Source organism: Methanoculleus chikugoensis (assembly GCF_900095385.1).
In the GTDB taxonomy this organism is placed as follows: Archaea; Halobacteriota; Methanomicrobia; order Methanomicrobiales; family Methanoculleaceae; genus Methanoculleus; species Methanoculleus chikugoensis_A.
Window position 1 is genome coordinate 1 of record NZ_FMID01000006.1, and the last position, 18280, is coordinate 18280.

Consider the following 18280-nt stretch of genomic DNA (forward strand, 5'->3'; position numbering starts at 1 on the left):
AGCCGCATGCTCTGAGGCGTGATTGAAGGAAGCGCGAAAAACTCGCAAAGTTTGAGGTGCGAACACGGTGAACATGAGAAGAACAAAGTTCTTCGAAGAACGTCGTTCCTTCGGATATCCACGCTCCTATCCCTCGCAAAAGAGCCCTCCGGGACTACCTTGCCGCCAGGTCAACCGACCCGACTATCCCGGCTCAAAAAAAGAATCGGCCGGATTACTCCGGCTGATTATGAAGGTACAGGTCGTCGACCGCCGCCCTGTCCCCACCGTTCTTGACGAGCAGGTCCATGTAGGTGTGAACCTCAGGAGCGTACTTCTTCAGGACCTCCGGGGAGGTGTGGTAGAGCATGAAGGCCTCGGCGAAGATTGCCGCCTCCCGTTCCTCCCCTGGGGGTGCGGCGATCCGGGCCAGGTAGGTGCCCGGGTCTTCGGCAAGCGCCGCAAACGCCTTGCTCTCGCCAAGCCCCATCGTGCGGTAGACGCGGTAGCCCACCTGCTGGACAAAGACCTCGTCGGCTCGCGCCGGATCCCTGTCCGACCGGATGTAGACGGCGTTCTCCTCGGGGACGTAGACCCCGCTCACGTCCCCGGATACACCCTCCCGCTTGAACACTCCGTTCCTGCTGTCGATGTAGACGGTGAGGTTCTCGATGAACTCTTCCCGGATTTTGGTGCTCTGCTGTAGCACCAGGGCCTCCGCAAGTGCAGCTTCGGTGCCGCTCCCATCCCTGTTCTCCAGACGGAAACCGGCAACCGGGCTCACCGAGAAGACCGAACAGACGACGAAAATGAGAATCGTCGCCGCAACCAACCGTGATCGGAATCGTGGGTCCATGGTTCGTTTCCCTCTGCCTGACAAGAGTTTCAAATTGTTCATTATATACTTTTCCAGTTTTAAAAAACGAATTATAAATATCCGATTATTAAAATCGACAGGGAGAACAAGGGCTCGGGGAGAAGGGGCCTGCAGAGCCGTCAATCGGCCCACAATAAAGCATATATACTTCCGTAACAGGAACCGCATCCGACACCTAATTACCCATGCAAGCGCATAGTAGATCCAATGAAACAGATCGCCCTCTACGGGAAGGGGGGAATCGGGAAATCCACCACTGCAGCGAACCTATCGGCAGCACTCGCAGGAGAGAAACTCGATATCCTGCAGATCGGCTGCGATCCGAAGCACGACAGCACTCGCATGCTGATGCACGGGACCTGGATCCCGACCGTCCTCGACCTCATCCGGGAGCGCGGAGACGAGAACATCACCGTCGACGACGTGGTCTACCGGGGCTTTCGCGGCGTGCGCTGCGTGGAGGCCGGAGGGCCCGAGCCCGGGATCGGGTGCGCCGGCCGGGGGATCATCGCGACGTTCCAGCTCCTCGAACGCCTGGACGCCCTCAAGGGCGACGTGATCGTCTACGACGTCCTCGGTGATGTCGTCTGCGGCGGGTTTGCGATGCCGATGCGCGAGGGATACGCCCAGGAGATCTACCTGGTCACCTCCGGCGAGTTGATGTCCATCTACGCGGCAAACAACATCGCAAAAGCCATTGCGCGCCTCTCGCGCCGGGTGCGGAGCAGGTGCACGCTCGGGGGCGTCATCTGCAACGCAAAGAACATCGAGGGCGAGCAGGAACTCGTGGAGGAGTTCGCCCGCCGGATTAACTCCCGGCTCATCGCCTACATCCCCCGCGACCGGGTGGTGCAGATCGCGGAACTGCAGAAGCAGACGGTCGTCGAGTACGCCCCCGAGTCCGGCCAGGCTGCGGTCTACCAGGAACTCGCACGCACGGTCTACGGCAACGAGACGACAAGCATCCCCACACCCCTTGAGATGGATGAACTCGAATCCTTCGCCCTCGAATTCGTCCAGGTTTGAGGGGTGTACCCTGACCGGGGCGCTCTCGGTGACGACAGAGGTACGGGACGCCGTCTCTGTCATCCACGGCCCGGCGGGGTGCACACACCACAACTTCTCGCTCCTGCACGCCACCCACCTCGCGAACGACCGGCTCGAGGTCCCCCGCCTTCTCTCCACCCGCTTAACGGAGAACGGCATCATCTTCGGGGGCGAAGACGCGCTGGAGGAGACCGTCGCGCAAGCGCTCTCGCTCTCGCCCGCCGCCGTCTTCGTCCTCTCGACCTGCATCGTCGAGACGATCGGAGACGACGTCGCGGCAATCTGCGCGAAAAGCCGGGGCGTTCCGGTGATCCCGGTGCCGACCGCCGGATTCCTCGGCGGGGTCTTCGAGACGGGGGTGATGAACGCCCTCTCCTCCGTCGCATCGCTTGCCGGTCCTGCGGACGAAAAAACCCTCTCGGCAAACCTGATCGGCGAGAAGAACCTGGAGTACGGCGTCGAGGAGAACGCGGCCGAGATCGTGCGCCTTCTCTCCCGGCTCGGGATAGCGGTCAACCTCCGGTTCGTGCGGGGGATCGAGACGCAGGATATCAGACGGCTCGGCTCGGCCGCCGTGAACATCCTCCGGGAACCGGCGCTCCGCCCGGTCGGCGAAGACCTCGAACGAAGGCTCGGTACGCCGTACGTGGACTCGTTCCCGGCGGGCCTTAGCGGGACGTGCCGGTTCCTCGAAGAAGTCGGCCGGATCTGCGGCATCGACGCCACCGCCGCCGTCGAGGAGGAACAGAGCCACCAGGCAGAGATGCTCTCCCGGTTCGACGATATCGCCGGGAGTCGGGTATGCTTTCGGTCCCCCCATCCCATGCTCAGGGGCGATCCGGGCGCGGAGGCCATCTGCACCGAGTGCGCCGAAGCCCTCAATCTTATCGTCGACCCGGACGGGGCGGCGATCCCCCTCCCCTACCCGGCGCCCGTCGGGACCGCCGGCCTACGGCGGATGCTGCACCGCTGGCGGGTGCTGATCCGGGAGAAGCGGCGGGGGTGAGGGGGGCCGGCGCCCGCACAATCTCTTTTATATCTCCTCCGCAGAAAGGGTCTCATCGGAGAGAGAGCCAGAATGTTCGAACGCATCCTGTTTCCAACGGACTTCTCGGAACCTTCCATGAAGGTGCTGGACTATATTCCCGTGCTGCACGAGGCGGGAACCCGCGAGGTGGTTCTCGTCCACGTCATCGACTCAAAAGAGATCACGCTGATCGCTTCAGGGGGGCAGGGGTTCCTCGGAACCGTGCCCGACCGGGAGACCGAGGCGCAGAAAGAGTTGCGAGAAGAGATCCAGCACCGGATCATCGACACCCGCCGGGCGCTCGAGAGGCAGGGCGTGAAGGTGACCGTCCGGACGCCTGCCGGTAATCCGGGAGAGGAGATCGTGGCCGCGGCCGATGCGGAAGGAGCCTCGCTCATCGTCATCGGCTCCCACGGCCGGTCGAACATCCGAGACCGCCTGCTCGGGACGGTCTCGGAGTACGTGATCAAGAACGCCCACCAGCCGGTCCTGGTCATCAAGCGGAAGACTGTTGCCGGGAGGTAGTCCTTCCCCCACCTCCCTGTGTCAAAAAAGGTATCTACCGTTCCTGCCGGCTCTCGAGCAGCCGCCGTATCGCCCGGAGTTCCTCCACCACCGCATCGGCGGCCGGCGCCCCTTCGGGCTCGCCTCCGGTCGCGGCGACCGGCCCGGTCGTCCGCACGAAGTTCATGATCTTCTCCTGAAGATCCTTCGGGTCCGCTATCCCGTTGATGACGATCTCCGCCTGCGCCTGGGCGGAGTAGCCCGCCGTCTGCACCCGAACGGCCGAGAATGAGAAGAACCGCATCAGGGGCCCCTGGGAGATATCGACGTTCGTGATCCGGTTGTAGGGGACGATCCCCGTCTGCCGGAACCAGACCCCGCGCTGCCAGGTCACCTCAGTGACGGTGAGCCGGTAGACGATGCTCTCGTGGTAGAGCGGCACCCAGTAGGCGACGAAGACGATGACGGCGAGCACCGGGACGCCGACGGCGAGAGCGACGGGCAGCGGGCTGAAGACGACGACTGGAGCGAGCCAGGGCAGGACGAAGACGACGACGGCCAGGATCAGGGACGCGTAGAGGTACGACCGGAACTGCAGTACTGGTTTGAACGGTTCTCCTATGCGGAAGGTGGTGAGGGGCATGGTATCACACTGATCTCAACCGGAACAGATTAAATCTTCCCGACCGGTGAGGTCTCTTCGGAGGATACAGCGATCGGCTCCCTCGCCGAAGTAGGCCGGGAAGATGTCCGTCTCCAAAAAGCCGTGCCTCGTGTAGAGCGCCCGAGCGGCCTGGTTCTCCGGCGCGACCGAGAGTTAGACCTCATACGCTCCCCGCTCCCGGAGGGTGGCGACGACGGCGGCAACGAGGCTCTCCCCGAACCCCCTGCGCCGGTACCGCTCCGCCACCACCAGCCGGACGATCCATCCCGTTGTCTGCCGGTGCTGGACGAGAGCGCCGATGGTGTAGCCGGCGACCTCCCCGCCGCATTCCATAACGAGAAAGGTATCGGCAAAGAGGACGCCTGCCTGCCGGACGAAGACCTCGGGCTTGCATCCTTTTGGGCTGTTCTCCCGCTCGAGGGCACAGACCGCCGGGAAATCCTCATCAAGGTATCCCCTGATCATCGGTTCCATGCCGGTATATACGTCGCGATGTAAAAAAGAGGAGACTATCCCCTGCGGGGAACGCTCCCGAGCCGGACCCTCACTACTTCATGCCCTTCTTGAGCATATCCCGTGCCATCTTGTAGGTCTCGATCTTGTACTGCATCATCTCGATGTGCTGCTCCTTCATCTTGATGCGGGACTCGATCATCCGCACCATCAATTGCCGCATCTCGTCTTCGTCGAGGAGATCGTACATCTTCCCGAGAAGCATGTCATGGGCGCCGTAACCGCCGTGATGTGTCATACCATAACCCCCCTCATACCGGCCCGCCCTGCGGACGAACCGGCTCTCCGGTATCCGCCGGGTGATAAATATCTTATGGCAGGTACGGCTGCTCACCGGGAGGGCGTGAAGGGATCGCCGCGGCCTGCCCGGTTCCGGTTGATGCAGGCGTTGAGCACCTCTTCCATCAGCCGGAGCGCCCCTTCCACCCCGGCGACTGCGTGGGAGGAGAGAGCGACCCTGTCCCGGAGCGGCAGCGTCAGCCCGACGAACGCGGCGCCGGGAGCGATCGCCGCCTCGTAGGAGGAGCCGAGGATCAGGTCGGGTTCGGCGTCAAGGATCATCTCGCGGATGACCGAGAAGTCGGTCGTACGGGTGACGCCGTTGCCGGAGGAACCGTTCCGGGCGGCGACGCAGGCGATCTCGGCACCGAGATACCGGTCGAGGAGGTCGGCGGCAAACGAGGCGTATGCGGCACCGCCGGCGATCGCGACCCGTGGAGGGTCGAACCTCCTGAGGTACTTCTCGCAGGCCTTCCTGATCCGGGCATCGGCCCACGCGACTTCTTCCATGACCGGGCGGGGATCCACGCCGTCGATCAAGGCGAGAAGCCGCTCGAACGTCTCACCGACCGCATCGAGGCCGAGAAGCGAGCCGCACCACGTCCCGACGCCGCTCGCGAGATCCGGGTTCGTCCCGACGGTGAACGGCGCCGCCCGGCGGGTTGCGGCGTAGCGGTCGAGGCAGAAGGTGGTGGCGACACCGACTCCTGCGAGGTTGAGCAGGCGCCGCGCTTCGAGGGCGTTTCCCCGGCAGAAGGGGTCGGTGCGGCAGATACCGTCGATGTTGACGCCCGGAACGTCAGGGTCAACCTCCGGCGCGATCGTATCGAGCGCACGGCGGTAGCCGGCCTCGAGGTCGCCGAGGAACCCGGGGCTGTCGACGACGAGGATCTGCCCGTCGCCGGCAAGGTCGCCGATATCCTCACCCATGATCGCGGGCACGCAGGTGTTGACCACGGCTATCCGGGCGTAGCGGCCAACGAGTTCCCGGATCACCTCCGCGAGCCGGGACTCCGTGCCGAAGATGACCTCGTTCTCGACGAGGAACGTCCCGTGGATGGGGACCCCGACAAGCGACGCGGGATAGAAGTAGCACCCGCTCGAACCGTGGACGACGACGGCGATATCCTCGAACCCCGAGAGACAGGCGACCGCCCCGGTCATCGCACAGGGCCAGAGGGGGTTCTCGCACGGTGTTTGCTGCTCTTCCTGCATCGGTCTACAAGATCATGGCGGTGCGGGGATATAAAAGACGGGATCTGCGGGGATGTCCAGGAGACCGTCACGAAGTCTGTGTGGCTGCCAGCAACCGGAAGTTGTTAACAACTTCAGGGCTTCACGACTTCACATGAGATGATGATACTGGTGGCGGCCCTACACCGCCTTCACAAGCGACGCGAGGTACCGCCCGACCTCGCTCGTCTTCCTCGCGCCGCCCATGTCCCGGGTGACGTATCCGTCGAGGATGCTCTTCTCGATCGCCCGGAGGACGGCCGCCGCCGCCTCGTGCTCGCCGAGGTGGTCGAGGAGCATCGAGCCCGCCCAGACGGTCGCAAGCGGGTTTGCAACGTCCTGACCGCGGTACTTCGGCGCGGAACCGTGGATCGGCTCGAACATCGAGGTGCCCTTCGGGTTGATGTTCCCGCCGGGGGCGAGCCCGAGCCCGCCCTGGATCATGGCGCCGAGGTCGGTGATGATGTCGCCGAACATGTTCGGGGTGACGACGACGTCGAACCACTCGGGGTTCTTGACGAACCACATCGTGACGGCGTCGACGAAGTTGAACTCCGTCTTGACGTCCGGATATCCGGCGGCGACGTCCGTGAAGACGTCGCGCCAGAGGCCGTAGACGTCGGAGAGGACGTTCGCCTTGTCGACCGACGTGACCTTCTTCTCCCTCTGCTCCGCAAGATCGAAGGCGTAGCGGATTGCCCGCTGTGCACCCTCTCGCGTGACGACGCCGATCTGGTAAGCGAGTTCGTCGGCGTCGGTCTCGACGTCGAGGCCGAACCTGACGTTGTAGATGTCGCGGACGACCTCAAGGGTCTTCTGCTCGTGTCTTACGGCAAACCGCGAACCGATCCCGACGTAGAAGTCCTCGGTGTTCTCCCGGACGACGACGAAGTCGATATCCTCCGGGCCCTTGTTCGCGAGCGGCGTTGCGACGCCGTCGAGGAGTTTGATCGGCCTGAGGTTGATGAACTGGTCGAAGTGGAACCGGATCGCGAGCAGGATGCCCTTCTCCAGGATCCCGGGCTTCACCCGGTCGTCGCCGATGGCGCCGAAGTAGATCGCGGAGAACTTCGAGAGTTCCCGGATATCCTCTTCGGTCAGGAGTTCGCCGGTCGCGAGGTAGCGCTCCGCCCCGATATCGAAGTCGGTCCACGCGATATCGAATCCATACCGCTCTCCCGCTGCGTCGATGACCTCTCTTCCTGCCGCGACGATCTCCGGGCCGATCCCGTCCCCGCCTATCGCGGCTACTCTGTGCTGCATGTCTTCACCTCATCCAGGTCTTTCGCGTAGGCCACAAGCCCGCCGGCATCGACGATCTCTTTCATGAACCCGGGCACCGGCTCGACGGGGAGCCGCTCCCCGTTCACATCGATGTAGCCTCCGGCGATATTCACGGTCACGGCATCCCCGTCACGGATAGAGTCCGTCCCGGCAGAGATCAGGGGCAGGAGTCCCGTGTTGACGGCGTTCCGGTAGAAGATCCGCGCAAAGGACTTCGCGACCACGACCTTCACCCCGGCGCCGAGGAGCGCGAGCGGCGCGTGCTCCCGGGAGGAGCCGCACCCGAAGTTACTCCCGGCGACGACGACGTCGCCGTCCCGCACCTCTTTCGCGAACTCATCTCTCGTTCCCTCAAACGCGTGCTTCGAGAGTTCCGCCGGGTCGTAGATCGTGAGGAACCTCCCCGGTATGATTGCATCCGTATCGATATCGTCGCCGAACTTCCAGACTCGCATGATTCACACCTCCCTCGGGTCGGTGATCTCGCCGTAGAGGGCGCTTGCCGCCGCCGTCGCCGGCGAGGAGAGGTAGACCGACGCCTGAGCGCTCCCCTGCCTCCCCCGGAAGTTCCGGTTCGATGTCGAGAGCGAGACCTCTCCCGGAGCGAGGAGGCCGAACGCCCCGCCCATGCAGGGGCCGCAGCAGGGCGCTTCCACAAGCGCGCCCGCCTCGACGAACCGCTCGATCAGCCCCCCGCGGAGGGCCTTGAGGTACTCCGTCCGCGAGGCGGGGATGACGATCACCCTTACACCGTCCGCGAAACGGTCAGCGTTCCCGAGCACCTCCGCCGCCTCGGCGAGGTCTTCGTAGCGACCGTTCGTGCAGGAGCCGATGAAGACCTGGTCGACCTTCGTCCCGGCGACCTTCGTCACATCCACGACGTTGTCGACGTTGTGCGGGACGGCGACCTGCGGGGCGAGGTCGGTGACGTCGTAGTGCCGGCGGCCTGCGTATACCGCATCCGCATCGCCCTCGAGGGTGAACGGCTCGATATCGCGCCGGGCGGTGACATAGTCCCAGGTGGCCGCATCGGGCGCCACGATCCCCGCCTTTGCCCCCATCTCGATCGCCATATTCGCGCAGGTCATCCGCCCCGCCATGTTCATATCATGCATGGCATCGCCGGTGAACTCGAGCGCCATGTAGGTCGCCCCGTCGGCGCCGATGTCGCCGGCGAGAGAGAGGATCAGGTCTTTTGCCCCGACTCTTTTGCCGAACGCACCCTCAACCTCGACCAGAATGCTCTCGGGTACCCGGAAGTAGAGCGCCCCGAACTTCAGGACGAAACCCATATCGGTCGAACCGATCCCGGTCGCGAACGCCCCCGCCGCGCCGTAGGTGCAGGTGTGGGAGTCGGTGCCGACGATGATCTCGCCCGGCGCCGCCCGTCCCTTCTCCATCACGACCTGGTGGCAGACGCCCTCGATGAGATCGTAGTTGTAGATTCCCTGCTCTTCAGCAAACTGCCGCATGAAGACGTGGTTCTCGGCGGCGGGTATCGAGTCGGCGGGTACCTGATGGTCGAAGAGCATAATGATCCGTTCCGGATCATAGACGCGTTCTCCACCCATCTCGCGAAAGACCCTGACCGCAAGCGGGCCGGTGATGTCGTGGATCATCGCCGCATCCACGGGTGCCATCACCACCTCTCCCGCACGGACGGATCTCCCGCACCGTTGCGAAAATATCTTTTCTGCGATAGTCGCCGACATACAGTATCGTGTTCTGGTACGCGTTCCGGACGTATGTAGTTTGCCGGGACCCGCCGGGGTGGTGCAGTTAATCGGAGCACGTTCCAGCCGATTTCCGGGACAGTATCCTTATGTGGCCCCGTGCGGATTCTATAAGGAGAAGTGATGACCGACGGACCGACCCCGGCGATGCGGCAGTATTACTCAGTGAAGGCCCGGTACCCCGATGCCGTCATCTTCTTCCGGATGGGGGACTTCTTCGAGACCTTCGGCGAGGACGCCGGCGTGGTGGCCCGGGAACTCGACATCACCCTGACGGCCCGGGGCAAGGATAAGAACGGCGACCGGATGCCGCTTGCGGGCGTTCCCCATCACGCCGTCGACGGCTATATCGCCCGCCTGGTAGCGAAGGGCTACAAGGTGGTGATCTGCGACCAGGTGGAGGACCCGAAGACCGCGAAAGGCGTGGTGAAGCGGGAGGTCACGAGAGTGATCACCCCCGGAACGTTGATCGACTCATCGATGCTCGGCTCAGCCGGCGCCCACTACCTGATGGCGGTCGCCCCCGACCGGAAAGATACCTTCGGCCTCGCGTTCCTGGACGTCTCTACCGGCGATTTCTTCGTCTCCTCGGGGAGCGGCGGGCGAGACTACGCCGAGATCGTCTCGGAGGTCGTGAGGCACCGCCCCTCAGAGGCAATAGTTCCCGAAAGCCTCGCAGACGCCCTCCCCGCCAGGCTCGAAGCCCTCGGGGTGACGGTGAGCCGCTACCGCGACGACGCCTTCGATGTTGACGCGGCGTACGAGCGGCTCTGCGGGCAGTTCGGGACGGCGACGCTCGACGGCTACGGGTGCGCGGGAATACCGGGCGCGATCGCCGCGGCCGGAGCGGCGCTCCGCTACGCCCAGGAGACCCAGCAGTCGCCCCTCTCCCACATCTCGGGACTCTCGACGCGGGTTCCGTCGGGGAACATGGCGCTCGACGCGATCACCCTGCGGAACCTGGAGATCACCGCGGGCATCCGGGGCGAGGGCGACGCAAACACCCTTCTTGCCGCACTCGACGCCACGGAGACATCGATGGGGAGCCGGACGATGCGGTCGTTCCTGATCGCCCCCCTGCTCGGGAAGGACGCCATCGAGGCGCGGCTCGACGCGGTTGAGTGGTTCTTCGAGCACGCGCTCGAGAGACAGGCGTTTCGCGCGACCCTCGGCGACTTCGCCGATATCGAGCGGATAGCGGGGAGGATCGCCTACGGGAACGCCGGGCCGAGGGATCTCGCGACGCTCCGGGAGTCGCTCGAAGCGATCCCGGACGTAAAGGAACTCTTCCCCGCCGATGCTCCGGCCCTGGTCCGCGAGGCCCTCGCCGCGATGAGCGATCACGCTCACGTCGTCGACCTCGTCGGCCGGGCGATCGTCGACGACCCGCCGGCACGCGCAGTGGCCGGCGGGATGATCCGCGAGGGGTTCAACGAGAAACTCGACGAACTCCGGCACCTCGCGACGACCGGAAAGGACTGGATCGCGGAGTTCCAGCAGCAGGAACGGGAGAGAACCGGGATCAAGTCGCTCAAGATCGGCTACAACCGGGTCTTCGGCTACTACATCGAGGTGACGAGACCGAACCTGCACCTGGTGCCGCCGGAGTACGAGCGGCGGCAGACGACCGCGAACGGCGAGCGCTACACGATCCCCGACCTCCGGGAGAAGGAGGCGATGATCGCGACCGCCGAAGAGCGACTTACTGCCCTCGAAGCGGAGATCTACGCCGAACTCGTCCGGACGCTCACGGCGGAGGTCGCCGGCCTCCAGGCGACCGCCCGGGCGGTGGGGCTCCTCGACGTCTATGCGGCGCTTGCCGAGATCGCCGCCCGCTACAACTACACCCGCCCTGCGATCGAGGAGAACGGCCGGATCGTCATCCGCGACGGCCGCCACCCGGTGGTGGAGCGGCACCTCCCGGTCCCGTTCGTCCCGAACGACACGGAACTCGACTCCGCCGGCGACCAGATCATGATCATCACCGGGGCGAACATGGCGGGCAAGTCCACCTACATGCGGGCGGTGGCGCTCTGCTGTATCATGGCCCAGATGGGGAGTTTCGTCCCGGCCCGGCACGCCACCGTCGGGATCGTCGACCGCGTCTTCACCCGGGTCGGGGCGTTCGACGACCTCGCCTCCGGACAGTCCACGTTCATGGTCGAGATGCTGGAACTTGCAAACATCCTGAACAACGCGACGCCGCAGAGCCTCGTCATCCTCGACGAGATCGGGCGAGGAACGAGCACGCTGGACGGGTGCTCGATTGCCCGGGCGGTCGTGGAGTTCCTGCACGGAAAAGCGGTCGCGGGGCCGAGGACGCTCTTTGCGACCCACTTCCACGACCTGGTCGACCTCGAAGGATCGCTCAAGCGGGTGAAGAACTTCCACTTCGCGGTGAAGGATACCGGGCAGGACGTCGTCTTCCTCAGAAAAATCATCCCCGGCGCGACCGACCGGAGCTACGGCGTCCACGTCGCACACCTTGCCGGGATCCCGAAGAAGGTGACCGACCGAGCGATGGAACTCCTGAAGGAGGCGTCGACCCGGGAACTCCCGGCCGGGGTGCGGGCTCCCCGTTACACCCAGATGCTCCTCGTCGACCCCGGCGAGGGGGTCGTGGAGGAGAACCCGGCGGTCAGTGAACTCAAAACCATGAGTCCCAACGAGATGACTCCTATCGAGGCGCTGAACGTCCTCTGCAGGCTTCAGAGACTCGCGAACGGGGAGAGGAGTGAGCGATGACGAAGATCCGCGTCCTCGATCCCGACACCGTGAACCAGATCGCCGCCGGCGAGGTCGTGGAGCGACCGGCATCGGTGGTGAAGGAACTCCTCGAGAACGCGATCGACGCGGGTGCGACGAGCATCCTCCTCGACGTCTCCTCGGACATGGCGGGGATTACGAAGATCCGGGTGACCGACAACGGGGAGGGCATGACCGGGGAGGAGGCGGCCCTCGCGTTTCACCCCCACGCAACGAGCAAGATCCGGGAGATCGCCGATCTCTCCGCCATCCGCACCCTCGGGTTCCGGGGGGAGGCGCTCGCGAGCATCGCCGCCGTCGCGGAGGTGACCCTGGTCACCCGCCCGCGGGGAGGGGGAGCGCTCGCCGGGACGCGGATCGTCGTCAGGGGCGGCGACGTTGTGGAGAAGAGCGAGGTGGGAGCACCGGAAGGGACGACGATCGCGGTGGAACGCCTCTTCTACAACACCCCTGCCCGCCGGAAGTTCCTCAAAAGCAGAAACACCGAACTCGCCCACGTCTACGGGGTCGTGGAGAGTCTCGCCCTTGCCCACGGCGAGGTCGCCTTCCGGGTGGTGCACAACGGCAAGGAGCGGATGGCGACCCAGCGATCGGGAGGGGGCTTAACCACCATCGCGGGGCTTTACGGCGCCGAACTCGCCAGGTCGCTCGTCCCGGCCGAGGGAAGGCTCCCGTTCCTCCGTATCGGCGGCTACATCTCCCGGCCGTCGGAGAGCCGGGGGAACCCCTCGCAGATCTCCGTCAGCATCAACGGGAGAAGCATCTCCTCCCGGCAGATCGCCGCCGCCGTCCGGGAGGGCTACGGCACCCTCCTCCCGAAAGACCGCTACCCGGTGGCGTTCCTCGAACTCTCGATCGACACCGGTCTCGTGGACGTCAACGTCCACCCGACCAAACGGGAGGTCCGCCTCTCCCGGGAGCGGGAGATCACGGGGGCGATTGCGGCCGCAGTGGAAGAGGCGCTTGCCAAGCACGACCTCGCACGCGAGACCCCGGACGAGCCGGTTCAGCAGCAGATCGTTCCCGGGGGGGCCGAACCGGTGCCGTCACCGCCGCCGGTCGCCGATCCCGGGGCATCCTACACGGCCGGCCACCGAAGCCTCACCCTCTCCGATAAGCAGCTCCGCCGGACGGAGACGGAAGGCGGAGAGAACCTCCTCCCCGCGATGGAGCCGATCGGACAGGTGGCCGCGACCTACATCGTGGCGGAGGGGAGCGACGGCACCCTCTACCTCATCGACCAGCATGCGGCCCACGAGCGGATCCTCTACGACCAGGTCTCGGAGCAGCGCGACAGGGCGGCCGGGTCGCAGGAACTGATCACGCCCGTCATCGTTTCGCTCCCCCCGAAGGAGTCCGCTGCGCTCCGGGATGCGATACCTCTCCTCACAGACGGCGGGTTCGTCGTGGAGGAGTTCGGACGGGACACCTTCGCCGTCCGTGCAGTGCCGGCCGCCCTCGGCGCGGTCGAAGACCCCGGAACGGTCCGGGAGGCGATCGCCGACCTCCTCGCCGACGAGTCCCGAACCGCCCCTGACCGGCGTGAGGCGGTCACCTGCATCGTCGCCTGCCGTGGGGCGGTGAAGGCCGGCGCCATCCTCACGCCCGAGCAGCAGAAGCGTCTCCTCATGCAACTCGCCCGGACGAAGACCCCCTGGACATGCCCCCACGGGAGGCCGACGGTCGTGGCATTCGACAGACGCAAACTCGACGGGATGTTCAGGCGGGGATGAAATCACCCGGCCGCCGTGACCTGAAATACCGCCGATAAACGCATTTTTTAAAAATCAACAGGAAAAAGACGCCCCAAAAAACAAAATAGCGTATCACAATGGATTTATCCCGGGAGATCAGTACGATTATACGTCGCAGCGGACACCCGCTGCAGACGAAACGGATTGAACTATACGATACCAGTCCAGCAGATTCGCCTCCGTATGAGAGGAGATAACCGGTACGGGCCCAGATACACGACCGAACTGTCGACTCGCAGACCGGTATTCTCGCCCCGGCGGTCCTCCCCTCCGGTCCCGCGAGATCCTGCTGGGAAAGAACAGGTGACGGGGAAACACCCCTCTAAACGTCCTGCCGGAGATGATTGTCTCTCGACAACACCATCTCCCCGCCACCTATTTTATGATGAACCCGAACTCACGGTCAGGGCTGTTATCCTCGATGCTTCCGGATAGGGGTGCGGGGCCAAAAAAAAAGTTAGAGGAAGCGGAACGACTCCGCCGTCGGGGCCGCGTCGACGTTGTAAACATCGTACTCGGGGGGGAAGACCGTGTGCATGACCGAGTAGATGACGCCTTCGTTGACGCCGTAACGGATGACGAAGGTATACCGGTCTTCATCGACGATGGGGACGGAGAAGACCGACTCGTACGCCGGAACGCCGTCAAGGGAGATCTCCTCCGTCGAGACCCATTCGGCACCGATCCCGGTGCGAAGATCCTCGGCGTAGGTCGCGTTCAGCGCTTCGAGAACGTTCTCGACGTCCCCTTGAGCCGAAAGCGGGTTCGTGTTCACGCGAACCTCCTCGTGCTTATCCGGCGAGGAGAACCAGACGCTCTCGCCGGATTCGGTGTAGAACCACCCCTCCGGGCAGGTGACGGCATACCCGTAGGTGACGTTGACGTAGGTGCCGTTCCCGGGAACGGGCGCCGGGGTCGGGGTCGAGGTCGGAGCCGGGGTAGGCGGTTGGGTCGGGCCGGGGTCGGGGGGTTGCGGCGCGGAGAGCCCCGGCAGCAGAACCGCCAGGACAACGACGAGGGCAACCACGAAGACCCCGGCGATCAGCAGTCTCTCTGTTCTCATACTATCCGGATACGTAGCCCGGGAGAAGATAAATATCCTTCAGTCAGGCTGCCGGGTCGGGCGCAGGGGCACGAAGATCGGCGAGCAGGTCGTCGAGGGTATTCACGTATTTCACCCGGATACCAAGGTTTTCCTCGATATACTCTTTTGAATCCACGATGGGCGGCCATTGCCGTGAGATTCGTAGTCCGCCGAACGATCGGGTTCCCTCATGGTAATCGCACACTTGATTATTCTCGTCGGAGAGGATGAGGAGCGTCTTCCCGCCGCGGCGAGCAGCCTCGGCCTTCTCGAGGATCCCGCCGACCGGGCCGATCTTCCCATCCTCGTCGATGGTTCCCGTCACGGTCACGCTCTCGTTGAGCGGGATATTCTCCAGCACCGAGAGGAGAAGCGCGGCCATCAGCGCCCCCGCACTGGGGCCGTCGATCTCGGAGATATCCTCCGGCCCCTGAATGCTGAAGATGATGTCGTTCTCTGTAAGATCCGCACGGGACCGGTTGGCGGCGACGACGACCGCGAGGTTCGCGGCGTCCTGAAAAGTTATCCCCATCAGGGGCGTCGTCTGGACGAGCACCCTCCCTCTCCCGGGCACGACCTCGACCGAGACGTTCACCATCGCCCCCTCTTCGGTCATCTCCTCGTAGAAGAACGGGCCGCCCCGGTCGACCTCGATCTTCTGGAGGATGACCGGCGCCTGCATCGAGGCGGCGCTTCCGTTTTCGACCGCCTCCACGGGGAGGAGGGGGGCGACGGTCGCGGTCGGGAGGGGGTCGGCCTCCCCGGGTCTGGAGAGCGCCGGGGAGAGGTCGTCCGACGGCATGAGAACAACGGCCAGGAGGAAGACGTTCGCAACAAGCGACAGAACAAGCAGAATTGTCAGGGTCCTCTCCCGTATGCGCATATGCTGCCCGAATACCATGCAGCCGGATATATATTTTTCTGGGCGCGATGGACGCGAGCACCGCGAGCGGCCGGAGCGGAGCACCGGCAGGCGCGATCCCACCCTTTAGCCTCACGCGAAGCCGCGAAGAACGCGAAGTGCGAGCCTGAGCACTCCCCCAATCCGGTCAGGGCTCCGGCTCTTTGACCCCCTCCACCTCGAGGCGCACCATGGGGACGTGAATGCGGCCGTCGGCCGAGGGGAACCTCTCCACGTATCGGTTCGCCACTCCTTCGATGAACGTCGGCCGGACGTCTTCGGGCAGCGGCTCCAGGTAAAGATGCCAGGTGGTCCGGACCCACCCCATGAGGCCCTCAAGCAGATCGAATGTCATGTCTTTCCCGATCAGCTCGACCCGCAGGGGCGTGAGCCCTGCCGCTTCCAGCAGTTCGCGCTCCTCTTCTGGGCCGTAGAAGGCGTAACGGGAGGACGGACCGCTGGAGAATCCCCTCCATGGCTCCTCCCCGAGCATCTCGTCCGCGAGTTCGAGGATCGGCGCGGCATTGCCTCTTCCGCCCATCTGGAGGAGGACCCTTCCCCCCGGCCGGAGAGCGCGGGCGATGCCCTGAAATACCCTGCCGTGGTCAGGAACCCAGTGCAGGGCGGCGTTCGAGAAGACGACGTCGAATTCCCGATCGAACGGCAGGTCGAGCATATCGCCCTCCATAAACCGGAGATTCGGATACTGTTTCGGCGGGAAGCGCTCCCGGGCGAAGGCGATCATGTCGCGGGAGAGATCCAGGCCGAGCGCCGAACCGGAGGGGAGGCAGGCCGCGATCTCCGCGGTCACCTTCCCCTCCCCGCACCCGAGGTCGAGCACCCGCTCGTCGCCGGCAAGCGCGAGTTTCTCGATCAACTCGTGCGCCCAGGCCCGCTGGGCGGTGGAGTGGCGATGGTAGTCATCCGGGTTCCAGGCATGCGTGATGATACTTCCTCCGTGCAAGTTAGCCCGACCGGAACAGCGCTCAGGCACTCACGGACGAGGTATCGCCGTCACAAACCATCAAGCCACCGGCACAGGATCGCAGCGGACAAAAACGTCCGGAGGCTCCTTGCGGGGCCGGTCGACAAAAAGGTTGCCGGAGATTCTCCGGATTAATTCTCCCCGCCGAGATTCAGTTTCTTTGTCTTCCAGGCTCCCTGCCTGTAGAAGAACAGATCGCACAGGAACACCACCACGGTGCCGCAGACCACCGCGAACCAGATGAACTGCAGCGGCAGACCCATCGTCACAAAGATCGCAGCAAGACCCACCTGCACGATCAACTGCCCCGCGATCGCCGCGTACATACCGGGTCTCGTCATCCCCGCACCGTTCATCGCAAATCCCATCGTCATCGCCATAGCGATCACGAAGTACGACATCGGGATTATCTGCATAAACAGGATGCCGTCTGCAAGCGACTCGCCCGTCGCGCCGAAGAGCGCCAGGAGATTCTTCGCATGCAACAGATAGAGGATACCCACCATCGCCATGAACGATGCGTTCGCGATCATCGCGATCCTGACCGCTTTCTCCGCTCTCTCCACTTTTCCCGCTCCCAGGTTCTGCCCGACCATCACCGCGACTCCCGTGCAGAGCCCCATCACGAATATCAGGCCCAGCATATCCAGACGCTGGCAGATGCCGTATGCCGCCACCGCCGCCGTCCCGTACAGCGCAACGATCGCCGTCATCCCCAGGAACGCAAAGCTCCTGACCCCGCTCTGCACCGCCGAAGGTATCGTGATCTTCACGATGTCCTTGATCAACTGTGGCTCAAGCGTCCACTTCTTCGGGAACCTGACCGGCCTGTTCTTTCTGGACGGCAGATACATCACCCCGATCAGAAGCAGCACGCCGATCGTACGCGACGTAAGGGACGCATACGCGGATCCGGCTATTCCAAGCGCCGGGAGACCGCCAAGGCCCGTGATCAGCGTTGGGTTCAGGACAATGTTCACGATGTTCACCGCGATCATCACGTACATCGGTGTTCGTGAATCGCCCGTGCTCTGGAACACGGTCGTCAGGATCATCAGCGTGACGAAGACGAACATTCCCATCAGCATTGGGGAGAGGAAGCGTGCTCCCACCACTGCGACCTCGCTCTCCGCTCCAAGGAGCAGGAGGAGATCCTGTGACCAGAAGATGCCGATGACCATGAGGATCGCCGAGAAGGCGAGTGCCAGGTAAAGCGAATGCGCGAGGATCACCGGGATACGCTCAAACCGCTCCGACCCGTAGGCTCGCGAGACGAATGCAGCCGTTGCCGTCACGGTCCCGAAGATCACCGTTGTAAGCACCATTATGATGGATATGCTCATCGCTCCGCCTGCGATCGGAACATCGCCGAGTTTGCCGATGAAATACATATCCACCACCTCCAGGATGCTCGCGAGAAAGTTGCTGATGATGATCGGAAGAGCCACTATCCAGAGACCTTTTCCGACCGATCCTTCGGTGAGGAGATTATTGGAATGTTGGACCGTCAAGATAACACATATTATGTGAGGTGAAGTAAGATAAAGCTTGACGGATCGTTAAAACATCAATAATCGCACAAATTAAAAAATAAGACACCTCAGGCCCCTGATCAGGCTATGATGAGTACCAGAATAAGAAGAATTTCAA

At 63.8% G+C, this 18280-nt stretch carries 17 protein-coding genes; 5 read left to right on the forward strand and 12 right to left on the reverse strand.

Annotation, left to right across the window (positions count from 1 at the left end; genetic code table 11):
- Positions 1-214 precede the first annotated feature (214 nt).
- Positions 215-835 (reverse strand): hypothetical protein, encoded by a 621-nt coding sequence (locus tag L21_RS01365; RefSeq protein ID WP_074368716.1) that lies wholly within the window; start codon positions 833-835, stop codon positions 215-217.
- 228 nt (positions 836-1063) lie between these two features.
- Between L21_RS01365 and cfbC the strand changes: the two genes are divergently transcribed.
- From cfbC to L21_RS01380, 3 genes are all read left to right on the forward strand, one after another.
- Positions 1064-1882, forward strand: coding sequence for a Ni-sirohydrochlorin a,c-diamide reductive cyclase ATP-dependent reductase subunit (gene cfbC / locus L21_RS01370; RefSeq protein ID WP_074368717.1), 819 nt, complete (start codon positions 1064-1066; stop codon positions 1880-1882).
- On the forward strand, positions 1842-2909 hold the full coding sequence (locus tag L21_RS01375; protein ID WP_074368718.1) for a nitrogenase component 1: 1068 nt from the start codon (positions 1842-1844) through the stop codon (positions 2907-2909). The genes cfbC and L21_RS01375 overlap by 41 nt, the downstream gene beginning before the upstream one ends.
- Before the next feature lie 72 nt (positions 2910-2981).
- Positions 2982-3455, forward strand: coding sequence for a universal stress protein (locus L21_RS01380; RefSeq protein WP_074368719.1), 474 nt, complete (start codon positions 2982-2984; stop codon positions 3453-3455).
- Between the two features lie 34 nt (positions 3456-3489).
- On the opposite strand, the gene L21_RS01385 is transcribed toward L21_RS01380, so the two are convergent.
- The 7 genes from L21_RS01385 to L21_RS01415 form a co-directional block, all read right to left on the reverse strand.
- On the reverse strand, positions 3490-4077 hold the full coding sequence (locus tag L21_RS01385) for a PH domain-containing protein (RefSeq protein WP_074368720.1): 588 nt from the start codon (positions 4075-4077) through the stop codon (positions 3490-3492).
- 174 nt (positions 4078-4251) lie between these two features.
- A complete protein-coding gene (locus L21_RS01390; RefSeq protein ID WP_256711912.1) occupies positions 4252-4572 on the reverse strand; it encodes a GNAT family N-acetyltransferase in 321 nt (106 codons plus the stop codon).
- 73 nt (positions 4573-4645) lie between these two features.
- Positions 4646-4849, reverse strand: a complete 204-nt coding sequence (locus L21_RS01395; RefSeq protein ID WP_074368721.1) for a hypothetical protein — start codon at positions 4847-4849, stop codon at positions 4646-4648.
- Positions 4850-4941: 92 nt separating this feature from the next.
- On the reverse strand, positions 4942-6105 hold the full coding sequence (locus L21_RS01400) for a nitrogenase component 1 (protein WP_074368722.1): 1164 nt from the start codon (positions 6103-6105) through the stop codon (positions 4942-4944).
- A 159-nt stretch (positions 6106-6264) separates the two neighbouring features.
- Complete coding sequence (locus L21_RS01405) at positions 6265-7386, reverse strand: isocitrate/isopropylmalate dehydrogenase family protein (protein ID WP_074368723.1); 1122 nt, start codon at positions 7384-7386, stop codon at positions 6265-6267.
- Positions 7371-7862: a 3-isopropylmalate dehydratase small subunit gene (locus L21_RS01410; RefSeq protein ID WP_074368724.1), complete on the reverse strand. Its 492-nt coding sequence runs from the start codon at positions 7860-7862 to the stop codon at positions 7371-7373. Before L21_RS01410 ends, L21_RS01405 begins: the two co-directional genes overlap by 16 nt.
- 3 nt (positions 7863-7865) lie before the next feature.
- On the reverse strand, positions 7866-9119 hold the full coding sequence (locus L21_RS01415; RefSeq protein ID WP_074368725.1) for a 3-isopropylmalate dehydratase large subunit: 1254 nt from the start codon (positions 9117-9119) through the stop codon (positions 7866-7868).
- A 144-nt stretch (positions 9120-9263) separates the two neighbouring features.
- On the opposite strand from L21_RS01415, the gene mutS reads away from it, so the two are divergent.
- Positions 9264-11885, forward strand: a complete 2622-nt coding sequence (gene mutS / locus L21_RS01420; RefSeq protein ID WP_074368726.1) for a DNA mismatch repair protein MutS — start codon at positions 9264-9266, stop codon at positions 11883-11885.
- A complete protein-coding gene (mutL, locus tag L21_RS01425) occupies positions 11882-13639 on the forward strand; it encodes a DNA mismatch repair endonuclease MutL (protein ID WP_074368727.1) in 1758 nt (585 codons plus the stop codon). The genes mutS and mutL overlap by 4 nt, the downstream gene beginning before the upstream one ends.
- A gap of 478 nt (positions 13640-14117) precedes the next feature.
- Here mutL and L21_RS14010 read toward each other — a convergent pair whose 3' ends face one another.
- The 4 genes from L21_RS14010 to L21_RS01445 all read right to left on the reverse strand — a co-directional run bounded on the left by L21_RS14010 (position 14118) and on the right by L21_RS01445 (position 18141).
- Positions 14118-14723 carry a PsbP-related protein gene (locus L21_RS14010; protein WP_074368728.1) on the reverse strand — a complete coding sequence of 202 codons (606 nt, stop codon included), beginning with the start codon at positions 14721-14723 and terminating at the stop codon, positions 14118-14120.
- 43 nt (positions 14724-14766) lie between these two features.
- Positions 14767-15627, reverse strand: a complete 861-nt coding sequence (locus L21_RS01435; RefSeq protein ID WP_074368729.1) for a S16 family serine protease — start codon at positions 15625-15627, stop codon at positions 14767-14769.
- Between the two features lie 166 nt (positions 15628-15793).
- Positions 15794-16609, reverse strand: coding sequence for a class I SAM-dependent methyltransferase (locus L21_RS01440; protein ID WP_083608686.1), 816 nt, complete (start codon positions 16607-16609; stop codon positions 15794-15796).
- Between the two features lie 152 nt (positions 16610-16761).
- The gene (locus tag L21_RS01445; protein WP_074368730.1) at positions 16762-18141 is read right to left on the reverse strand and encodes an MATE family efflux transporter; all 1380 of its coding nucleotides are present in this window, start codon (positions 18139-18141) and stop codon (positions 16762-16764) included.
- Positions 18142-18280: the final 139 nt, after the last annotated feature.